This is a genomic window from Arcanobacterium pinnipediorum (assembly GCF_023973165.1).
GTDB lineage: Bacteria > Actinomycetota > Actinomycetes > Actinomycetales > Actinomycetaceae > Arcanobacterium > Arcanobacterium pinnipediorum.
The window spans coordinates 1,316,111-1,337,253 of sequence record NZ_CP099547.1; the positions used below are offsets into that span (position 1 = coordinate 1,316,111).

Annotated in this window: 18 protein-coding genes; 2 read left to right on the forward strand and 16 right to left on the reverse strand. The window is 50.1% G+C overall.

All coding sequences use genetic code 11. The features are described 5' to 3' along the window. Positions 1 to 4: 4 nt before the first annotated feature. The 6 genes from purB to NG665_RS05890 all read right to left on the reverse strand — a co-directional run bounded on the left by purB (position 5) and on the right by NG665_RS05890 (position 7,693). A complete protein-coding gene (gene purB / locus NG665_RS05865) occupies positions 5 to 1,432 on the reverse strand; it encodes an adenylosuccinate lyase (RefSeq protein ID WP_252672764.1) in 1,428 nt (475 codons plus the stop codon). A 94-nt stretch (positions 1,433 to 1,526) separates the two neighbouring features. Next, positions 1,527 to 2,819, reverse strand: coding sequence for an adenylosuccinate synthase (locus NG665_RS05870; protein WP_252672765.1), 1,293 nt, complete (start codon positions 2,817 to 2,819; stop codon positions 1,527 to 1,529). 22 nt (positions 2,820 to 2,841) lie between these two features. Continuing rightward, complete coding sequence (locus NG665_RS05875) at positions 2,842 to 4,287, reverse strand: GuaB1 family IMP dehydrogenase-related protein (RefSeq protein ID WP_252672766.1); 1,446 nt, start codon at positions 4,285 to 4,287, stop codon at positions 2,842 to 2,844. Between the two features lie 1,032 nt (positions 4,288 to 5,319). Then, a complete protein-coding gene (locus tag NG665_RS05880) occupies positions 5,320 to 5,679 on the reverse strand; it encodes a cupin domain-containing protein (protein WP_252672767.1) in 360 nt (119 codons plus the stop codon). 102 nt (positions 5,680 to 5,781) lie between these two features. Then, a complete protein-coding gene (locus NG665_RS05885) occupies positions 5,782 to 6,585 on the reverse strand; it encodes a methyltransferase domain-containing protein (protein WP_252672768.1) in 804 nt (267 codons plus the stop codon). 190 nt (positions 6,586 to 6,775) lie between these two features. Then, entirely contained in the window at positions 6,776 to 7,693 is a 918-nt protein-coding gene (locus tag NG665_RS05890) for a cation diffusion facilitator family transporter (protein WP_252672770.1), read from the reverse strand. A gap of 165 nt (positions 7,694 to 7,858) precedes the next feature. Between NG665_RS05890 and NG665_RS05895 the strand changes: the two genes are divergently transcribed. Both NG665_RS05895 and NG665_RS05900 read left to right on the forward strand, forming a co-directional pair. Next, positions 7,859 to 8,605, forward strand: a complete 747-nt coding sequence (locus tag NG665_RS05895) for a DUF5067 domain-containing protein (RefSeq protein WP_252672771.1) — start codon at positions 7,859 to 7,861, stop codon at positions 8,603 to 8,605. 59 nt (positions 8,606 to 8,664) lie between these two features. Further along, a complete protein-coding gene (locus NG665_RS05900; protein WP_252672772.1) occupies positions 8,665 to 9,456 on the forward strand; it encodes a MerR family transcriptional regulator in 792 nt (263 codons plus the stop codon). A 45-nt stretch (positions 9,457 to 9,501) separates the two neighbouring features. Here the strand turns inward: NG665_RS05900 and NG665_RS05905 are convergent, their stop codons facing one another. The 10 genes from NG665_RS05905 to pstC form a co-directional block, all read right to left on the reverse strand. Then, complete coding sequence (locus NG665_RS05905; protein ID WP_252672774.1) at positions 9,502 to 10,638, reverse strand: MFS transporter; 1,137 nt, start codon at positions 10,636 to 10,638, stop codon at positions 9,502 to 9,504. 73 nt (positions 10,639 to 10,711) lie between these two features. After that, a complete protein-coding gene (locus NG665_RS05910; RefSeq protein WP_252672776.1) occupies positions 10,712 to 11,395 on the reverse strand; it encodes a TetR/AcrR family transcriptional regulator in 684 nt (227 codons plus the stop codon). Next, positions 11,392 to 13,146 (reverse strand): ABC transporter ATP-binding protein, encoded by a 1,755-nt coding sequence (locus tag NG665_RS05915; RefSeq protein WP_252672777.1) that lies wholly within the window; start codon positions 13,144 to 13,146, stop codon positions 11,392 to 11,394. Before NG665_RS05915 ends, NG665_RS05910 begins: the two co-directional genes overlap by 4 nt. Beyond that, positions 13,143 to 14,933: an ABC transporter ATP-binding protein gene (locus tag NG665_RS05920; RefSeq protein ID WP_252672779.1), complete on the reverse strand. Its 1,791-nt coding sequence runs from the start codon at positions 14,931 to 14,933 to the stop codon at positions 13,143 to 13,145. Before NG665_RS05920 ends, NG665_RS05915 begins: the two co-directional genes overlap by 4 nt. Before the next feature lie 11 nt (positions 14,934 to 14,944). Continuing rightward, complete coding sequence (locus NG665_RS05925; RefSeq protein ID WP_252672780.1) at positions 14,945 to 16,414, reverse strand: ABC transporter ATP-binding protein; 1,470 nt, start codon at positions 16,412 to 16,414, stop codon at positions 14,945 to 14,947. Beyond that, a complete protein-coding gene (locus NG665_RS05930; RefSeq protein WP_252672781.1) occupies positions 16,411 to 17,220 on the reverse strand; it encodes an energy-coupling factor transporter transmembrane component T family protein in 810 nt (269 codons plus the stop codon). Before NG665_RS05930 ends, NG665_RS05925 begins: the two co-directional genes overlap by 4 nt. Before the next feature lie 14 nt (positions 17,221 to 17,234). Beyond that, on the reverse strand, positions 17,235 to 17,855 hold the full coding sequence (locus NG665_RS05935; protein ID WP_252672782.1) for an MptD family putative ECF transporter S component: 621 nt from the start codon (positions 17,853 to 17,855) through the stop codon (positions 17,235 to 17,237). A gap of 172 nt (positions 17,856 to 18,027) precedes the next feature. Continuing rightward, positions 18,028 to 18,807, reverse strand: coding sequence for a phosphate ABC transporter ATP-binding protein PstB (gene pstB, locus NG665_RS05940; RefSeq protein WP_252672783.1), 780 nt, complete (start codon positions 18,805 to 18,807; stop codon positions 18,028 to 18,030). 47 nt (positions 18,808 to 18,854) lie between these two features. Continuing rightward, complete coding sequence (gene pstA / locus NG665_RS05945) at positions 18,855 to 19,937, reverse strand: phosphate ABC transporter permease PstA (protein WP_252672784.1); 1,083 nt, start codon at positions 19,935 to 19,937, stop codon at positions 18,855 to 18,857. Then, complete coding sequence (gene pstC / locus NG665_RS05950; protein WP_252672785.1) at positions 19,934 to 21,070, reverse strand: phosphate ABC transporter permease subunit PstC; 1,137 nt, start codon at positions 21,068 to 21,070, stop codon at positions 19,934 to 19,936. Before pstC ends, pstA begins: the two co-directional genes overlap by 4 nt. Between the last annotated feature and the right edge of the window lie 73 nt (positions 21,071 to 21,143).

Here is a 21,143-nt window from a genome sequence, read left to right on the forward strand (position 1 = left end):
ATGATTAAACCGCCAAAAGTTGATCGCTGGGCTGACATTCCCCGATCGCAGCGCGCACAACAGCCACATAGTTATCGACTTGTTGAGAGCTACGACCAATATACGCAGCCGGATCAAGGACTGACTTCAATTCGTCTTCACTCATATTGAATTCTGGATGGCCCGCAAGCGCACCGAGTAAATCAAAAGGTTCGCCGGCCTTCATTAACGCTGTAGCACGATGTGATTCTTCACGAATCAGTTCGTGAAGTTCTTGACGATCACCGCCACGTTTAACTGCTTCCATCAAAATATTTTCCGTGGCAATAAACGGCAAATAATCACGCACCGACTTGGCAATAATTTGATCGTTGACGTGTAGGTTAAAGGTGACATTCATGCACAACCGCAAGATCGCATCTGTTGCCAGGAAGCCTTCTGGCATAGAGATACGACGATTTGCTGAATCGTCAAGAGTTCGCTCCAACCATTGGGTAGCCGCCGTCATCGTTGGATTGGCGACGTCGGACATCACGTAACGCGCCAGGGAACAGATCCGTTCGGTGCGCATCGGATTGCGCTTATACGGCATCGCACTTGATCCAATTTGGTGCGTCTCGAACGGTTCTTCTACCTGACGATCATGTTGGAGGAGACGAATATCTTGAGCCATACGGTATGCGCTTTGTGCAATCGACGATAAACAGTTCATAATCCGCGAATCGAATTTGCGCGGATAGGTTTGCCCCGCAACATCGAAGAGTCGATCAAACCCAAAATCTTGGGCGATACGAGTATTCATCTCATCGATACGCGCCTCATCGCCGTCGAAAAGCTCCATAAAGCTCGCCTCAGTACCAGTAGTTCCGCGGCTGCCTAAGAAACGAATCGAATCAATAACAAAATCAAGTTCTTCAAGGTCAGACATGAAGTCTTGCATCCACAAGGTAGCCCGCTTGCCAACCGTCACTAGCTGCGCCGGCTGATAATGCGTATAGCCTAACGTCGGCATGGCGCGATACTGCTGAGCAAACTGCGCTAAGTTAGCAATCACAGTGCACAGTGAGCGTCGCACATGAATCAACGCATCTCGATAGATAACTAAATCCCCATTATCAGTAACATAACAACTCGTGGCACCCAGATGAATAATACCGGCAGCTTGTGGGGCTACCTGGCCAAACGCGTACACGTGCGCCATCACGTCGTGACGAACTTCTGCTTCGCGCGCTGCCACTACGTCCCAATCAATATCGTGAACATGCGCCTCCAACTCAGCCACTTGTTCACTCGCGATCGGCAATCCCAGTTCATGCTGGGCGCGAGCCAGGGATACCCACAACTTTCGCCACGTTTCAATACGAGTTCGCTGGGAGAACTGCTCGACCATAAAATCTGAGGCATACCGAGTTGTGAGCGGATTGACGTAGCGATTTTTTCCTGAATGCTCCACGGATGAATACTCTTTTCTGGGATGAATACTGTTATAACGATGCCTGTGGCGAATGGGCCGCGAGAAAAACTTCTCACGGCCACCTTCGCATCATTTAGCGAACAATGTAGGCTTCGCGTTCAGGGCCAACACTGACGTATCGAATATGGCAATCGAGCTGCTTTTCCACATATTCAACATAGTCACGAGCCTGTTGCGGAAGCTCTTCCCAAGTCCGGCAACCGCTGATATCACTCTTCCACCCTGGCAACATAATCTCAACTGGCTTTGCCGCCTCAAGATCAGCTGGGAATGGGAAATTTTCAGTCTTCCCGCTGGGCAGATCGTATGCTACACACACTGGAATCTCATCCATATCGGAAAGGACATCCATCTTCGTCAAGGCAATTTCAGATGCGCCTTGCATCTGAATTCCATACCGAGTCGCAACTAAATCAAGGGGACCAACTCGGCGTGGTCGTCCAGTAGTTGCCCCGTACTCGCCACCGGCATCCCGCAACCGATCAGCTTTTTCACCAAACCATTCACAAGTAAACGGCCCCGCACCAACGCACGTTGAATAGGCTTTAACTACAGCTATCACGCGATCAATATTCAAACTCGGCAAACCACTACCTACTGGGGCGTAGGCCGCAATAGTGTTCGACGACGTCGTAAACGGATGAATGCCGAAATCAATATCGCGCAACGCACCTAGCTGAGCTTCAAACAAGATACGCTTACCTGCCTGCTTGGCTTGAGCAAGTACATGCGCGGTGTTAGCCAAATACGGCACAAGGCGCATTGCCCAGGTGTTAATCCATTCCATGACTTCGCTTAACGTGGCCGGCTCAGCGCCATACACCTGAGTGAGCGTGAGATTCTTCCATTCCAAAATATCGGCCACATGTGCCTCTAGGCGCTGCGGGTCACGCAATTCGCCAGCAAGAATAGTCTTCTTTTGGAACTTATCGGAATAAAATGGAGCAATGCCTTGACGGGTTGAGCCATACTGTTTGTCTGCCAGTCGAGCTTCTTCGAGATTGTCAAGGTCGCGGTGCCATGGCAAGAGAAGCGAGGCGCGCTCAGAGATGACGAGGTTATCTGGGGTCACATCTACCCCTTGATCTTTGAGCGTGTCGATTTCGCCGAAGAGCTGCTCGGCATTGAGTGCCACACCGTTTCCTAGAACGTTGATCACGCCGTCGTTGAAAATACCTGACGGTAGAAGATGGAGTGCAAACGTACCGTAATCGTTGACGACGGTATGTCCAGCGTTGCCGCCTCCTTGATAACGCACAACGACGTCGTAGTGCGCAGCGAGAAGATCAACCATGCGACCTTTACCTTCGTCACCCCAGTTCGCTCCAACGATGGCGGCGCAGGTATCAACAGGTTTTTCTAACATTATTTCCTCTTTTCCTTGGTTTTCACCACGATGTAGGAACGGGAGCACCCTCACGATATCCGGAGGATGATTGGATACCCACGATAGCTCGTTGGGCAAATTCGGAGATGGTACGCGATCCGGCGTAGGTAAACGAGGATCGGACACCGGAGACGATCTGATCGATTAGATCTTCAACGCCGGGACGCTCTGGGTCAAGGAACATACGTGCCATCGAAATACCTTCTTCAAATAGTGCCTTACGTGCTCTATCGAAAGCGTCATCTGCGACGGTGCGGTTACGCACCGCACGCTTTGATGCCATTCCGAAAGATTCTTTGTATGGGCGTCCATTGGCATCATACTGTACATCGCCTGGGGATTCATAGGTTCCAGCAAACCAGGAGCCAATCATAACATTGGAGGCACCGGCTGCTAGAGCTAGAGCGACATCTCGTGGGTGACGAACTCCCCCATCAGCCCACACGTGTGCGCCATACTTTGCAGCTTCGGCTGCGCATTCGAGTACGGCAGAAAATTGTGGGCGTCCGACCCCGGTTTGCATACGGGTAGTACACATTGCACCTGGGCCAACACCAACTTTGATAATCGAAGCGCCAGCTTCAACCAGGTCACGAACACCATCGGCTGCTACAACGTTTCCGGCCACGATAGGGAAATCAGCTGGCAAAACTGCGCGCACAGCACGCACTGCTTCGATCATTTTTTCTTGATGACCGTGTGCGGTATCAACAACTATAACGTCAGCTCCGGCGTTAACGAGCTTGAGTGCTTTCGAAGCAGGGTCACCGTTCATTCCGATTGCTGCACCGATTCTGAGCTTGCCATTGGCATCAACCGCGGGCTGGTACATCGTGGCACGCACAGCACCATCGCGGGTAAGTAGGCCAACAAGGGCGCCGGCGTCGTTGACTACTGGAGCAAGTTGGCGATGCTTAGCTTTGAGGATATCGAATGCTTCACGTGGATCGATTCCTTCTGGCAAGGTAAAGAGCTCGTTAGACATGACGTCTCGAACTTGAGTGAACCGGTCAACTCCGGTTACGTCTTTTTCCACCACGATCCCAACCGGCACGTTTGTTTCTGGATCAACAACAATCGCTGCTCGATGAGAACGCTTAGTTAGCAGGCCAAGTGCGTACCCGCAGGTGTGATGTGGCTTAACTACGACTGGTGTATCGTAAACCAGATGCCGTGACTTTACTTCTTCGATAGTCGAGACAACAATATCTGTGGGAATATCTTGCGGAATAATAACTAGGCCGCCGCGGCGGGCAACAGTCTCTGCCATGCGCTTACCGGCAATAGCGGTCATATTTGCTACGACAAGCGGGATGGTTGTTCCAGAGCCATCGGCTGTCGTTAAATCGACATTGCTTCGCGAACCGACGTTGGATCGTGACGGAACCATGAAGACATCGTCATAAGTTAGATCGAAACTGGGCACAGTGTTGTTTAAGAATTTCACTAAAAAACTCTATCTATGCACGCGCTTGGAATTCTACCGCTACCACATTCCTCTCACATGCTGGACGAGATATCGTTCGCAATATGATACGTCCGCGTGATAGTCGGTGCGTAAAACGCACTAATGCAGGCGAAACTAACGCAGCATGCAGACTCTACTTGCTCTGCTTACTCCGCTTGTCCCGCTCTCTCCAACCGCCGGCCAGTTCAACCAAACCTCACTCCAACTGTCAAGCACTCCGGCCCCACTGTACCCTAATCACCGGCCAGTTCAACCAAACCTCGCTCCAACCACCAAGCACCCCCTTCCGCACTGCAGTTAGTCCATTCAAACACCTCACCACACTCTATTAAGACCGTAACGTGTTGCGAAACCGGGGTATATGGGGCGATAGGCCCGTATATGAGGACATCGCCCCATATACCCCGGTTTTACGACAGGCAAGTCTCGATACCCACCTTAGAAACCCGACATTTAGATATAAACGCAGTGATTCAGTAATACAGGCGGGATAAACTAGTAGGCGATCTTATAAAAGACGCGGGCTATGGTGGTTCAGTAATACAGGCGGGATAAACAGTAGCAAACCGGCACGAAACAGGTTTGTTTAGGCAGATTAGTCAGAGGTGGCCGGGAAGGAAACTGACCGTCGGGCTAGATGAATAGTTGCAGAGCGGGCAAGAAAAACAGCTCAAACACACCGCGCGGCACAATTACTACAATCCCGGCCTAACACCACTGATTCTCGGCTCGAAAATAACGTAACCCCTAAACCAAAAACAACACAACCACACTCTGCTTTACACCGCGAGCCGATCGAGCAACCATTCACCACCCAGTTCCCCATGTGGAGATCCTACAAACAAGACTAGAGATTATAGATACCGACGCATACAAGACCGAAGGTTTTAGATAGCAGCAAAACAAGACTAGGAGTTTCTATGACAACAACTCAGGCAAAATCACATAATTAAAAAGTACCGCTATCCACAACCCAGGTTTTGGATAGCGGTACAGAAGAATGTCAGCTTTTCACGCACGCATAGGCGCGAGCATATATAACGCCATCTTTGACGGGCGAATCGCTTTGACTGCATGCGGAAGCCGGGTCGTGAAATGAACGACGCCGCCTGGCAGTAGCCGCACAGTTTGACCATCTGCCGTGATCTCAAGTTCACCTTCGAGAGTCTGGACGAGAACCGGCATTGCCGCAGTGTGCTCCGAAAGCTCTTCTCCCTCATCGAATGAAAACAAGACGAGATTTACTCCCTCAGCACGCATCACAGTTTTGGACACCGTGCTCTTTTCGGCATACTCTATCTGATCCACTAACGACGGCAAGTATCCCAGTTGGCCTGGAACTCCACTGGATTCTTCGCGTACTTCACTCATTACGTTTCCTTCATTGTTCTTCTGCGTTCTCAAAGTTATTGATCGGCTTGTTCTTAGAGCCAAGCTACCTTGCCACGAGGCAGGTTTGGCGTATCGCAAACTTTAGGCTTGAGGCTTGCGTGCCACAATCGCTATACCAGTTAACTGCTCGTTATACTCTTGAAAAACAGCACGCATCTGCATCATACGCCCGCGCAACTCTTTGTCTAAGATGACATTCTTAAGAATCTTCAACACACCAACAAAACCTTCATCGGCAAAGTTGCGTTTGAGAGATAGCAGCGCCATCGGCTCTTTACCTACCCACTCAATCTCAAAACCGCACGCCTGGAGCACTTCGGTCCATTCCTTTTCAGTTAAGGGACGCGCGTTAACTCGGATTGCCTGGGCAAGTTTCTTGCACAAGGTATCTGCAACTTCTGGCTCGATATCATCAGGAACTAAGCCAAGCTCGTGAATCGCATACCGGCCACCAGGGCGCAACAACCGATACGCTTCACTGATAATATCCGTCTTGGCCTTCTCGCCTTGCATAGTCAGCATCGCTTCGCCAACAACAATATCGGCACTGCTCTCAGCTAGACCAGTATCTTGGGCGTTGGCATTAATCACCACTCCCGCGCGGGGGCTAACGATACTTTCCACGCGCTTGGCTGCCGCCGGATCTTGATCAACACCGCGATAGGACGTAATTGCTTGACTCACGATAATTTCAGCTGTCCGTCCCAGCCCGGGAGCAAACTCGACAACATCTTTACCCACTAATCGCGCCTTTTCCAACATTCGCTGAGTGAGTTTCAGGCCACCAGGGCGTAAGACTTTCTTACCGGCTCGAGCCAGGACCCAATGTCCAGCTGCAGCCTGAGTAGAACGGTTTGCTTGCGGCAGTGACGAATCATTTTTCATATTGCCACCCTACCAGTAGAAACGGCTTCTAACTAAGGTAAACCTAAGTTACCTTGTTTAAGAAGAAAATAACGTTAGTTCGAAAAACGCGTTATCTGCTTCAACACTGCAAGTTTTCGTGACTACCGTAATCGCGTTATCCGCTTCAACACTGCAAGTTTTCGTGACTACCGTAATCGCGTTATCCGCTTCAATGCTGCGAGTTTTCGTGACTACCGTGGATTTCCTGTTCGAGCTGGAACGTCGAATGTAAAATCGGCACCTGAAAATGCTGTTGGGCACACGCTTCAAGGCGATGAAGCAATTGCCCGCGTTGATCATCGGTGGTTTGCGGAACAATTGCGATATGTGCAGTCAAAGAGAGCACTCCAGTTCGAATCGTTGAAACGTGTACATCGTGAACATTGGCCACATACGGCAGTGTGGCAAAGTGTTTTCGAATATCTGCAACGTCGACGTCGTGCGGGCTGGCCTCAAGCAAAATCCGCACAGCACTGCGCAGTAAGAGAATCGCCCGCGGCGCCATCAAGCCTGCTACCAGTAAGGCCGCAATGCCGTCAGCTCGCTGCCAGTCGAAGAAATAATAGCCAAGCGCCGCAACGATAACAGCCACAGAACCCAACGCGTCGTTGAGAACTTCCAAAAAGGCCGCTTTCATATTTAACGACGAAGCGCGCCCACCGAAGAGCACACTTAGAGAGATCAGGTTAGCAAGCAGGCCCACCGATGCCGCAATAATCATCGGCGTAAATTCCAGCGATACCGGAGAAAACAAGCGTCCGATAGCATGATAGGCCACCCATAAACAGATAAGGAACAGCATACCCGCTTGCACACCAGCGGCGATAATTTCGATCCTTCCCCATCCCCAAGTATAGATATCATTGCGCGGCCGGAGCATAATACGACTGGCGATGAGGGCAACAATGAGACCAGAAGAATCAATAAACATGTGTCCGGCATCAGCTAGCAGGCCAACAGATCCAGAAATGATCCCGCCGATGATCTCAACTATCAGCACGACGAGCGTCACGCTGAGAGCTACCACCAATCTCGTGCTTGATTGCTGGCCATGTTTGCCTTGCTCGTGAGAATGAACGTGGTTCATGGATCTTCAACCTCTCCTGCAATTCTTATACACAATAGCTAAAATAGGAATCCTCTACCAGTGATGGCAGGCACCGATGAGCAGTTCCCCGAACATGTCTGCTTCTTCAATTAACAACAGATTACCCCGATACTTCTAGTGTGAAAGACAGGAAAAGAGCTCCCAATGGATCACTCCCGCAAGCCAGAGCCAGCCTCGCCTCGCGACCAATTTCCTTATAATGGCTTTGCCCTCGGTGGTCTTGCAGCTGGTATTCTCGCTACCGGGTTTGCCCTAGTTAGCTATCTGCGTTACCTCGGCTTACTCTGGGCGTTCATCGCGGCAGTCAGCTCGATTATTGGGATGGTTAGCACACGCACGAAAGACGCTACACAACGTGGATTTGAGTTAGCGCTTTTAGGAAGCTTTTTCGCTCTCTTAGCAGTTATCAGCGCACTGTTCTTAACCCCACCGGTCCATACACAACCAGATACGCCACCCGATACCATAACGCAAGCACCAGAAAAATCGCCGATTCCACCTCAACCTACCCCCGACGTCGTCGACCAACCAGATCTCATAATCGAATCACTTGACCTCTCCCCAATACTCTTAGACGCCGAAGGTAATTCGGCCGTTGTAGTCTCGCTCACGGTAACCAACCACTCTGAACGTAGCCAAAATCCGTTATTTGCCGACCTTAACGCCCGGCAAGGCGAAACTGCGTTGACCCGCACTGCCTTCGTTAACGAAGAGAGCAGCGGATATGATCCCAGCTCGTTATTTACCGAAATCGCACCCGGACAAACCCATACCCTCACCTATGGCTATGCACTGATCGACGACGAAACACCCGTACAAATCGAAACAGGTGCGAACAATGCCCTGGTTAGTATCACGGTGCTCAAGCAAGATTTCACGCTCAATAAGTAGTTTAGATCACACGATTCTCGCTTGAGCCTGACGCGATGTGAGGCGCGATAGTTAAAACTATGAACAATGAACGTCGTTATACAGTCGGAGAAGTAGCAGATCTTCTCGGAATCAGTATCCGCCAACTTCACCACTGGGACGGTCTTGGTCTAGCGCCCGCATCTCATCGCTCATCTGCTGGTTATCGGATGTATGACGGTGCGGACCTCGAACGGTTACAGCAAGCACTGATCTACCGCGAAACAGGGATGGCACTGACTGCTATTAAAGAAGTTCTCAACGCTGAACGCTCATCACGAGAACATCTCGTAGCACAACGTGACCTTCTCCTTGCCCAGCAGAATCAGACGGCGCAAAAACTATCTGCAGTCGAAAAACTCTTGGAGAACATTATGACCGATACACCATTATCAATTGACGAAAAAGCCAAGATCTTAGGAAAAGAGTGGAATCCAGAATGGGAGGCTGAGGCCGAAGAACGCTGGGGAGATACTGAGGACTGGAGAGTTTCTTATCAACGACAAGCCACCATGTCTGCCCAGGATTGGCAAGCGTTCAAAAACTCGATGGCTCAACTGGAATCTGACATGGTTCGCGCTATTGACGCTGGAATTGATCCGGTAAGTGTGCAAGGGAGGGAGCTGGCCGAAAAACATCGACTATTGTTGAATACGTTTTTTGATGTCACACACGCCAAACAGGTTATTATCGGACGTGGGTATGTGGCCGATGAAAGGTTTAGAGAATACTACACTAAACGGCACCCTGATCTTCCTACTTGGCTGGTGGCAGCTATCAACGCAAATGCTTCACACCACGGAGTTGATCCACACAGCGCGCAATGGGCCTAAGGTGAGATCATTTAGTTAGCGCTAACTCACGTGGGGCAAGTCACGCTAGTGGCGCAGTAGCGGATGCAGGTAGGTCCAAGCAGCAGAGATGAGGCACAAAGCGATACATACAATGAGCGGACTTGTATGATTCCAACTATATAACGCAGTGGAACCGATCGGCGCAATCGCATAGGCTATTCCACCGTTAGAGTTAAGAATTCCTGCTAAACCGCCTTGTTCGTGATGCTCAACTAACGCGGTTGGGCCAGCGTTGTAGCCAGTTAAAGCCAGCCCCATTCCAAGCCCAACCCCGACACACGCCACCATATAGATCCCGAGATGTGCTGGCAGGAGCAGGCAGGCAAGTCCGCAACCTAGTATGAGAGTACCGCGGCGTAACAGCACTGTTGGTTTCCAGTTAGACTTCGGTGCCAAAACTCCTTGCGAGATGATCATCGCAACTCCCATGATCACCATGCATAGTGCAATGAGACCGGCTGAGTGCCCTGGCCCGCGGCGAAGCCCATCTTGTAAAATGAATCCGAAAATAGTGCCAATGCTGGCAAACGAAATGTAATTGAGGAGCCCTACGCAAAGAAAAGGGAAAACTCGTGGATCGCGGTAGCGAACTGTTGCCGGTTTAGCAACGCGGTATGAGTCGCTAGCGGGTTTGAAAAATAGCAGTAGCACACCAATTCCGCCTAACATCATGGCAGGCATAACTACTAACGGCAGCATGATACCGCCGAAAGCTGCTAGAGCCCCGCCGATGATAGCACCTAAAATTGATGCGATACCTTGGGCTGCACCTAACGCACCAACTCCTTTGATGCGTTCGCTTTCGGTAACGGTGTGCGTGGCAATATATGTTTGCGACGACGGCGCTACGGCAGCTATCGCACCACCATAAATGACGCCTCGGGTAAGTAAGATTAGTGCCAGCAACATACCGGTGGTGAGATAGCCGGCAAGGCCAGCATACGATACGTATGCGAAGGACGCTAAAGCTATAAAGCCCATCACCATCGAGATAAGCAAGACGCGGCGGGTGCCCCATTGTAGGGATGCTTTACCCCATACTCGGGCAAACAATGCGAACATGACTGCTGCCGTAGAGATCGCCGCACCAATATGCCATTCAGCTAAATCGAGCTCGCGGGATAAGGGAGCAAGAATCGGGTTGAGAATCATCTGGCCCATAAAGGCCAACAAAACTGTAAGAAGAAGTATTCGTAATTCACTTTTTGCCACTGTTATATCACCACTAACTACTTTAGGCCTGCGCTACATGACCCAAGCCATGCCCAGGAGGTTGTATTCCAGCTTCTAGAGCTGCGATGATGAATTCAATTTTCGGCTCAACCAAGTCTCGATATGGGTCGCGGCTATACAAAATGGGTGACAGATCTGTACCTAGCTGCTCGTTAGAAAGTTCGAGGTTGCGTTCGATGAGTTCTTTTCGTTCCTGATTGGTGGATTCAACCCGGTAAGTGCCTATGCCTAAATGGGTTGCGATAACAGTATCACCAATAAAATCTAGCGCGAAAAGAACGCTGTTTTTGGCAAGGCCGGCACCAGTGAAATCCTCGACTATGGTTGCTGCTGATTTCATGAAATTTACTTGCGGGAACGGATAGGTGTAGAGCGTGAGCGCAAATCCGGGAAATGTTTCGCATAATTCCCAGCAGTAATGCGCCCACGCACGCAACATATCTGGCCACGAGGTTTGAGGCGAGACCCATGGCCGACGACGAGCAATGTCTTCCAAACATGCTGCGACTAAATCGTCACGCGAGTTATAGAGCCGGTATAGGCTCGGAGCTCCTACCCCAACAGCTTTGGCCACCTGGGACATAGTGAAGGTGTCTAACCCAATATGCAATACTGCGTCAATAACTTGTTGTGCAGTGAACTTAGGTTTCGGACCAGTTTTACGTCCCAGGCGCATATGCATCATGTCAAAGACCATCCTTTGGCGGCGTTGCGAAGTTGCCAAAATTCACGATATTTTCCGCCGGATTCAAGTAGTTCCTCATGGGTTCCTTCTTGAACAACCTGGCCGTGTGAATCTAGGACAACGATATGATCGGCTGATTGGATTGTTGATAGCTTATGGGCAATCACAATAAGTGTAGAGCGTTGCCGTAAATAATTCAGTGACTCAACAATATGTTTTTCGTTAGCTGGATCTAGCGCACTCGTGGCCTCATCGATAAGAACGATGGAAGCTTGCTTAACGATTGCTCGCGCGATCGAAACACGTTGGCGTTCTCCGCCTGAAAGCGCTCGCCCGCCTTCACCCACTTTCGTATTCCATCCATCAGGAAGCCGTCTTACAATCTCGGTAACTCCAGCTAAGTCTGCAGCCTTGCGGATCTGTTCATCGCTCGCATCGGGATTACCTACCCGAATATTGGCTTCAAGAGTATCGTCATAGAGATAAACATCTTGGAAAATCCACGCGATTTGCTTCATAACGTCGCCAACACGTTGGTCTTTAACAGCAACGCCACCTACTAAAACGCTTCCACGATCAACTTCATAGAATCGGGCAATAAGGCGCGCTAACGTCGTCTTTCCTGAGCCAGAAGGACCCACGATCGCGGTAAAGGATTGCGGCGCAAATCGTATGCTAACGCCATTAAGAACAAGCGTGTTAGGGCTATAGCCAAAATAGACGTCGCGCAGTTCAACAGCTCCCGGCTCTTGGATCGGCTTCGGTGATATCGGATCAACCAATACTGGTTCGTTGAGGATGTCGTTGACTTGTGCGAGTAAGGGACGCGAACTTTCTAGTCCCATGCCCAGCGTTCCAATATCCGCAAGCATCGTGGTGAAACGAAGCATAATGCCAATGAAAACAATGCTCGCTATTGGATCACTAAATCCGAACGTTGCACTAACAGCAATAATCATCGAAAACACTGCGATGGACTGGATTGTGGTACCAATAATGGCGTTTCCGAGCAGTCCCCACCATAAGCCTTTGATGCTCGCTTTTTCAGCAGCTTTCGTAGCTCCTAAAAGTGGCTGGAATGAACTTGCCTGACCGCATGCGCGCAAGATGGCCTGATTTTGTGCAAATTCCACCAGTCGCGCAGATAATTCTTGGGACGGCCCAGTATTTATCTTCTCATCTTGTTCTTTACAGCGTTGGGCTATCCACACCGCTAAAAACATGACCGGAACGCTTATGGTTAGAAGGATTCCCATCGCAGGTGACCATATCCAACATCCTATGAGCAAAACCAGCATGGTAAAGGTATTTGTGATCATTGGCGCCAACATATGTGCGAAAGATTCACCGAGCATAATCATCTGCTTTGATACTAGTCGTGAAAACTTTCCGGCAGTTTCGGAAGTGAAATAACCTAGCGGTAGCCGAGCCGCCTGGTCACCAATCTTTTTATGCAGACTCGCCATAGCGTCTAAGGCAACCGAATAATTCATCATTGCCAAAACATATTCCACACCGGCCGATATCACCGCGAAGAAGAGTAAAACATCAAGCCAGCCTCCAATACCTAGACCCCACACGTGTTCGTGTTTGACCAATGCAGTTATGGCGGGCAAAAAGGCAGCTAGTGCTAAGCCGCGAATAACGCCCGAAACAACCGAAAGGATGATGGTAGTCCGAAGCCATTTTCGCCCTTGAGCGCTAGATAACTGGAAAATATGTTGGGTAATCCCTCGAGATGTGATTTTCATGCGTTTGTCCCTTCCCACAAAGCTACATACAACGGGTGGTCGCTAACTTCACTAGGGCTACCTATCGCACTTAGCTTCCCGTTTTCTAAAATCGCAATCTGGTCAACTCCATGTACTGATGCCGGGCGATGAGCGATAACAAGGACTGTTCGTTGCCCGTTGCGCGATTTTATTAAGCTAGTAAGAGCCGTTTGAATCAAGGCCTCTGACTCTGGGTCTGTAAAAGCAGTTGCCTCATCTAAGATAAGGATTGGCGCATCGATCAAAAGTGCGCGCGCAATAGATAGCCGCTGGCATTGCCCGCCAGATAAATGGGTATCAACTCCATATATGGTGTCTAGGCTGCGCGGCAATGCAGCGATCTCATCAGCAATTTGGGCATCTCGCAATGCTTGCCAAATCGCCTCATCGCTAGCATGTGGGTTTCCCAAACCTACATTTTCTCGAATCGACATGCGAAGGATTTGCGGATCTTGCAACACAAAGCTCACACACCGGTAAAGCTGGTCATCTGGCAAGGTGCGAATATCTGTTCCGCCGATGGAGATTGTGCCACCGTCAGGATCAGAAAAGCGGGCTAAGAGTGTAGCCAATGTTGATTTCCCGCCACCAGAAGGACCTATCAAAGCAGTGACGCTTCCGGGTTGAAGTGTCAAGGAAACATCATCAACTGCTTGAGTGTCACCGTAGCTGAAGGAAACATGGTCAAAGACGACTGGTTGTGGTACGGAAACGTCAATTGTGTGGGCATGGTCTTGGGTTGCTTGGCTGATTTGCGCAATATTCAATATTTTTTGGATTCGCAACGATGCTGCTCCGGCCATCTGGATCGACCACGTCATATTCGCTAAGACTTCAATCGATTGGGGGATCATGAGCGCAATAATGGCAGTGGGGATAACGTCGGTTGGCTGAGCATAGCCATAATGTACTGCTAGCGTGCCTAATCCGAGGTTGGTCAAGAGCAGAATCGACGGTGAAATCGTGGCATTAGCTATGGCAGACATCCGTAGCATCGGCCCACACCAAGCCAGATAGAATTTATGGAATTCTTCGGTTGCGCATCGATATCGTTCGTGGGCTTGACCGGTTTTCCCGAACGCTTTGACGACGGCGATGCCGGTAATAAACTCAACCATAGTGGCAGAGACATATCCGAGGCGGGTATCCATCTCTGCAGTTTTTTCGCCCATGTCTCGCACCATGTACGCCATCGCGCCTAGATAGAACGGGATCGTTGCGATGGCGATAAGTCCCAATAACCAGTTGAGATAAAATGCGTAGCCGAGCAGCGCCACGGGGCTAAGAATTGCAATCGTATTATCGACTGGAGCGTGGGCAACTACGGTGTGGATATCTGCGGGATCATCTTGGATGGCTTTGCGCACCAAACCAGAATTTGTTTTAGAAAACCACGACAGCGGGGCGCGCGAAATTCGTTGTGCGATGCGTTCTTGGAGTATTGTGCGCAGGCGGATATCAGCAAAATGAGTCACGGTAAGTGCGAGGAAATACAGCGCTAGCTTCGCTAGAAACAACCAGATCAGCACCGTTAGAGCGTTTCGTACTTCTACCGGATCTGGGGTGAGATCTTCACGCCAAGCGTGCAATAAAATTCCAGAGAGTTCGACCAGCACAATATAGGGTCCAACTGAGAGTAGTGCTGAAGCAACCGCCAAAATCCGCGCCACCATGATCCGTGCACTGATCGGTTTGAGTAGATCGTTAAACGCTAACTTTCCAGCTTTGTCTTTTTCTTTGTTACTCATGTCAGGATTTTCGTTCATATCATTCTTCCCTATGGTTGAGTTGTGGCGTAGCGGGGTGTGCCGCTGGGGTTAAGATGAAGAATCTGATCGGCGCACGAATCGAGTAGTTCTTCGTCGTGGGTGATAACGACGACGATGTGTCCACTTTGTGCGAGTTGGCTAACCAGTGCGCTAATTGCATGTAACTGCCGGTAATCCACACCCGATGTCGGTTCATCGAAGATAACGAGTCGACGTTGGGTTGCTAACGCGGCTGCGATAACCAGGCGTTGCTTTTGTCCACCAGATAGGCTCAGCGGATGGCGGTGTTCGAAGGGCAACAAGTCGAGCTGTGCCAGTAAACTTTCAGCTTCGACCTCGCCGCTACTACCTAACGTAACTTCTTTAATGACGCTGTCTGCAAAGAGTTGGCGATGGACGTCTTGCATGACAATCGAGCTATTGGCAGATAATGCATGCGCGGAACGGGCGTGCCCATCGAGATATATATCGCCCGATTGTGGTTTTAGTAGACCACACAGCAAGCGTGCTAATGTTGTTTTCCCAGCGCCGTTAGCACCGGTTAACGCCGTTATTTTTCCGGCGTGCAAATCGGCACTAAAATCGGTAAAGACTTCATGTCCGGGATAGGAAAAGTTGAGATTTCGTAACGAAATACCAGAGTCGAGTGGGGGTTGGTTTCTTACCGCACTTACGCTTTCAACACTGGCACTGCCATCGCTTTGGGGTAGATCTAAAACACGTAGTCCACGACGGCGGCGTTCGTCGTCGTCGAAGGAAAAGAAGGTTCGCCCATCGATGATTTCTGGGTCGCAACCGGGGTGAAAATACACTACTTGGTCTACGAGGTCACGCAAGAAATACAGCCGATGTTCGGCGATAACAATCGTTTTTCCAGCAGCTTTTTGCCGCTGTAACACTTTCGAAAAACTATCAATGGCTTGCGGGCTGAGGTTTGAGGTGGGCTCGTCGAAGAGTAAAACTGGCACTGCGGCTGCCAGGCCACATGCCTGGGCTACTGACTGTAGTTGCCCACCTGAAAGCGTATGCAGATTTCGTTCCAGTAAGTGGTGTGTGCCGGTTTCTTTGGCAGCATCGATACATCTGCCCCACAGCAGGTGTGCCGGTACTTGATAGTTTTCACCGGCATAGGCAATTTCGGATAGAACGTGCCCAGTGAAAAACTGCGAGCGCGGATTTTGGAACACGGTCGCACTCGTTTTGCCGATCTGTGTTAAATCGAGGTCATCGACGTCGTGCCCACTAACCGTTACGCTTCCGCCCATGTGCCCGGGTTGGAGTTGCGGGATCAAGCCGTTGATCATTTTTAGCGCGGTGGATTTCCCACTCCCCGATGGCCCGCAAAATAATGTGCAACTTCCCGCTGGTATTTGCAGATTCAGATGTTGAAAGACGAAGGAGGGGCGCTGGCCGGGTGGGGCTGGGTAGGCAAAGCAGACCTCGTCAAACCGTATTTCACCTAAGACGTGCCTAGTCATCGCGCTGGTCCTAGCAGATGTGCAACATTTAGTAGGTCCTCGCCAGTTGGGTTCCAAAGCCGCAACGCAATATAGCTTAGGGTCACAGCTATGATGAGTGCGTCTGGGAGCCGAAATCGGGTTGGGTAGAGCGGCATTGGGCGCTCGTTAGAGCCTAGACCTCGGATCACTGCGGAGGCAGTAAGATCGTCTGCGATCCGCACGACGCCGGCTAGCAAGGGAACGATGAGGTATTGGACTGTTCGTGTTGGGTGGCCAATGACGTCTATCCCCATGAGGTTTATTCCGCGCAGTTTCATTGCTTCTTGGATCGCTTTGAACTCGGTCAAAATTGTTGGGATGAAACGTATCATTACTAACATTGCCGAAACGAAGCTGGCTGGGATATGTAGCGCGCGCAGCGCTGCCCCCAGCTCAGAGGTACTTATGGAGTAGATTGCATAAATGCCTATCGTTGCTGTCAGCACGAAACGTGACATCCAAAAGCTTAGCCCTACCAAAAAAGCTATAACTGTGTGAGCACCGAGAAAACCACCGTAGTAAGTAAAAAGAAGAAATCCGCTCTCTAGGACTAGGAATCGGATAACGCCGGTGAGGGTTCCTACACTTGCAAACAACACCCCGACTATGGCAGTTGCTACCACCAACACCGGAGCACTGGCGCCGCCAAAAACGGTGACGTTAATAGCTAAAACGACTGCCAGAGTTGTGCGGGGATCATTTTTTGCATAACGAACCGGTTTCCACGAAGTGCTGATCTGGGCTCGTTGGCACTGAGGAGGTAAGTGTGAAATCGTGGTCTGCACCGTCTTATCCTCATCTAGGCCATACCGGCTTTAGCAAAGTTTTTCCGCAGGATTATCGTCCCTATCCAGCCACCGAGCAGCGAGACGAAGAAATTAATGATGCAAAAGACGACGATAATTTTCGGCGTGAAGAGTGTTTGCATCTGGTTCGCGTATTGTTGCCCCATTTGTAGCGCGACATCAGCAAAGTAGGCATCTGAACTATAGAAGATTGGCAACCATGCACCGATATACCACTGTTGCAAGATCGCATAGGCGAAGATGTTCTTCGTTTCATTAGTGTAGCTACCTGACTTGGCAACTAGATCAGCTAGGAATGAGGTTAGTATTGTGAAAATTAGCGTGGTCCATGCATGTCCGGTGAGCATCATTAACAAACCAACGATGATACCCAAGATGGTGAGCGCGCCAAATGAGCGAATTTTATTCAGCATCAAAATAATCACTGCGCCTTCTATTAAGAAAGACAGTGGCGCAGAAACAAACATAAATTGTGGGCCGAATAATCCCAGCATGCCTAGGGCGAAGAAAATAACGAAGTAGATAGCAGTAAATACTCCGATGTAGACGATTTTTTGCGCAGTTGTACCCGATGCGGAACGAGTGCGTAGCTTGGGTATTTCTTGGTTGGACATAGCAAACCTTTCACACTGAACAACATTCACAATTAGGTTAGCATACCCTAACCATGAACGCTATTAGCTATATCCAATCAGGTCATTTATATTCGCTGCGCCTTGTTAAGTGGGCGAGGTGATAACTACCTAGTTACCACCTCGCCCAGCCGCTGCGCTCAAAACCCAAACCTCACCCGAAGCGGCCCGAAACATAGTCTTCGGTCTGCTTGTTAGCCGGGTTAGAGAAAATTCGTTCTGTATCGTCATACTCCACCAGATGCCCCGGCTTGCCTGTGCCTTCGATATTGAAGAATCCTGTTTTTTGAGAAACACGAGCAGCTTGCTGCATATTGTGCGTCACGATGACGATCGTGTAATCCTTTTGCAGCTCCTGCATCAAATCTTCAATGGCAAGAGTGGAGATCGGATCAAGTGCAGAACATGGTTCGTCCATCAATAACACATTTGGTTTAACTGCAATTGCACGAGCAATACATAGTCGCTGTTGCTGACCACCGGAAAGAGATGAGCCTGGCCGATCTAGGCGATCCTTAACCTCTTCCCACAAGTTTGCACCGCGTAGTGAAGTTTCGACGATTTCTTCCGCGTCGCTCTTTGAGATGCGTCGATTATTTAACCGTAATCCAGCTAAGACGTTGTCTTGAATCGACATGGTTGGAAACGGATTAGGACGCTGAAAAACCATGCCTACGTGCTCGCGAACCCGAACCGGATCAACTCCTGGAGCATAGATATCTGCCCCGTCAATAATGACTGACCCTTTCGAATAGGCGCCGGCGATAACTTCGTGCATCCGGTTCAAAGAACGCAAGAACGTCGATTTACCGCAACCAGATGGGCCAATGAGCGCCGTGATTGAACGCGGCTCGATTTCGACGTTGACATCTTGGACGGCGAGAAAATTCCCGTAGTAGATGTTGAGGTCTGATACTTTAATTCCGTCTTGCACGGCTAGTCCCTTCATTCATGGCAATGCCACTCGTCATAGAAAAATAATTAAGCGATTCCTTTAGGCGCGAACCGTTTGGCGATCCAGCGCGCAAAGAGATTAAGGAGTAATACGATGCCGATCAAAATTAGTGCGCCAGCCCAGGCCGTAACTTGGTGGCCTTTGGTGTACTCGTTATAGACATAAACTGGCAAGGTGAGCATCTGGCCTTCGAACATGTTGAGGTTGTAGGAATCTGTGGTTCCGGCAGTGATTAACAACGGAGCTGATTCGCCGATGATGCGCGCAATCGCGATCACGATTCCTGAAACAATACCCGATACCGCAGTGCGTAGCACCACCCGAACAATCGTTGCCGCTTTAGAAACTCCCAGAGCATATGATGCTTCGCGTAGCTCATTGGGAACGAGTTGCAACATTTCTTGAGTATTGCGAACTACGAGCGGAGTCATTAAAACAACTAACGCTATTGCCCCCATGAAACCAGACTTAAACTGAGCTTGACCAAACAAGTGCTGATTGAGAATCGGAATGAGTGCTGCGGCAAACAGACCGGCAACAATGGATGGAATACCGGTCATGACGTCAACCAAAAAAGTGATGATTTTTGCGAACGTGCCTCGGCCATATTCCACTAAATACACTGCAGTGAGCACACCGAAGGGTATGGATATTAATGCAGCCATGCCAGTTATTAGCAAAGTACCAATAATCGCATGCCCAGCGCCAACCACCGTCTCGGCATTGGACGAGCCGAACGTGGTGTGGGTGAAGAATCCACTTTGAACCATGCGGCTCCAGCCATGTGAGGTCACAGTGTAGAGCAACGAGATCAGCGGGATAACAGCCATCACGAACGCGCCCACAATAACGTTGGTAGCTAGGCGGTTTTTACCATAACGCCGCCCTTCAACTGCGAAACCAAAGATGGCTGATAAAATCAAGAAGATCAGCGCAGCAATCAGTCCAGCTACTACGATATCTGGCTGCTCTTTGCCAATGACAAAGACGAATAAGGATATAACTAGGGCCGCGCCGCCAGCGGCGATGTTGAACCACTTTGGCAGATAGCGCTGTTGACGCGATGCGAATGTCTCGGGCATGAGATCGGTTGATGAAAAGGTACTCATGCGTTAGCTCCTGAAAACTCTGCGTAGCGGCTGACAATGGCACGAGCCACGAAATTGACGAGGAAAGTAATAATAAACAAGATAAAGCCGAGAGCGACAAGGAAGTCAGATGAGAGTCCAGACGATTCTGGGAACCGCAAGGCGATCTGTGAGGCAATTGTGGAGTGTTGGCCTGGTTGGAAGATCTTGAAGTTGATCATCAAACCCGGGGAAAGAACCATGAGCAATGCCATTGTTTCGCCCAGCGCACGACCAAAGCCAAGCATGGTGGCCGAAACGATACCGGAGCGGCCGTGCGGAAGAACAACCATTTTGATCATTTCATATCGGGTAGCTCCCAAGGCGAGGGATGCTTCTTCTAACAATCGCGGAGATTGAAGGAATACTTCACGGCACAGCGAGGTGATGATTGGCAAAATCATCACTGCTAAGATCACTCCACCCATCATGATGTTACGTGCTGGTGGTACAAAAACTAAGGCGTCGGGCTGCAACGGCCACCACGAAAAGTTTTGCGCCAGTGTAGAAAAACCAGGTAGTCCCCCGCTCCAGACTTCTTGGCCGTCAACGATCTGTTTCGTACCGGAGATGAATTCAAAAACTGGGGTCAACGACGTCGCTATCGAGGTAAAAATAGGTCGCAATAGGGGTTCTAAGGTCCACATTCCCCACAACCCAAACACCACGGACGGGATGGCTGCCAACAAGTCAATGATTGAACCGAAGAAAACAGCTAACCGACGTGGGGCGTAGTGAGAAATAAACAGGGCGATACTTACCGCGAACGGCACCGCAATAATGAGTGCGATGATCGAAGCGAGCATCGTGCCAAACAGGGCAGCTAGGGCAAATTCCCAAAAATTCTTGCCGCGGGTAAATTCAATGTTTTCGATTATCGTCGACGACGAAGCAAACAGCGCGTTCTTTGAAGACAACAGTAAAAAGATCGCAACTGCCGCCAATAAAACGAGAATCATGGCACCTGCGCCACTAGACATCCATCGAAAGATCTTATCCACTTGTGATCCGCGCGCCACCGGTGACCAGATCGCGTGCGGCCGCGCGTCGCGATCTCTGCCCGCCGTGGTATAGACGGTAGAGATGTCAGTATCAGCTACTGTATGTTTGTCCACTAGATCCTCATTTTCTGTGTGCCCGCACACGGGCGTGATGGACCGGTCGGTTGCCTAACCGGTCCATCATCGA

What these genes read in the sequence shown, in the direction of transcription:
- NG665_RS05925 (WP_252672780.1), bottom strand. Translation starts at nt 16,414, where the DNA reads ATGACTAGGCACGTCTTAGGTGAAATACGGTTTGACGAGGTCTGCTTT.
- NG665_RS05920 (WP_252672779.1), bottom strand. Translation starts at nt 14,933, where the DNA reads ATGAACGAAAATCCTGACATGAGTAACAAAGAAAAAGACAAAGCTGGA.
- NG665_RS05915 (WP_252672777.1), bottom strand. Translation starts at nt 13,146, where the DNA reads ATGAAAATCACATCTCGAGGGATTACCCAACATATTTTCCAGTTATCT.
- NG665_RS05885 (WP_252672768.1), bottom strand. Translation starts at nt 6,585, where the DNA reads ATGAAAAATGATTCGTCACTGCCGCAAGCAAACCGTTCTACTCAGGCT.
- pstA (WP_252672784.1), bottom strand. Translation starts at nt 19,937, where the DNA reads ATGAGTACCTTTTCATCAACCGATCTCATGCCCGAGACATTCGCATCG.
- NG665_RS05910 (WP_252672776.1), bottom strand. Translation starts at nt 11,395, where the DNA reads ATGATGCATATGCGCCTGGGACGTAAAACTGGTCCGAAACCTAAGTTC.
- NG665_RS05900 (WP_252672772.1), top strand. Translation starts at nt 8,665, where the DNA reads ATGAACAATGAACGTCGTTATACAGTCGGAGAAGTAGCAGATCTTCTC.
- NG665_RS05870 (WP_252672765.1), bottom strand. Translation starts at nt 2,819, where the DNA reads ATGTTAGAAAAACCTGTTGATACCTGCGCCGCCATCGTTGGAGCGAAC.
- NG665_RS05880 (WP_252672767.1), bottom strand. Translation starts at nt 5,679, where the DNA reads ATGAGTGAAGTACGCGAAGAATCCAGTGGAGTTCCAGGCCAACTGGGA.
- NG665_RS05890 (WP_252672770.1), bottom strand. Translation starts at nt 7,693, where the DNA reads ATGAACCACGTTCATTCTCACGAGCAAGGCAAACATGGCCAGCAATCA.
- NG665_RS05905 (WP_252672774.1), bottom strand. Translation starts at nt 10,638, where the DNA reads ATGGGCCAGATGATTCTCAACCCGATTCTTGCTCCCTTATCCCGCGAG.
- NG665_RS05935 (WP_252672782.1), bottom strand. Translation starts at nt 17,855, where the DNA reads ATGTCCAACCAAGAAATACCCAAGCTACGCACTCGTTCCGCATCGGGT.
- NG665_RS05895 (WP_252672771.1), top strand. Translation starts at nt 7,859, where the DNA reads ATGGATCACTCCCGCAAGCCAGAGCCAGCCTCGCCTCGCGACCAATTT.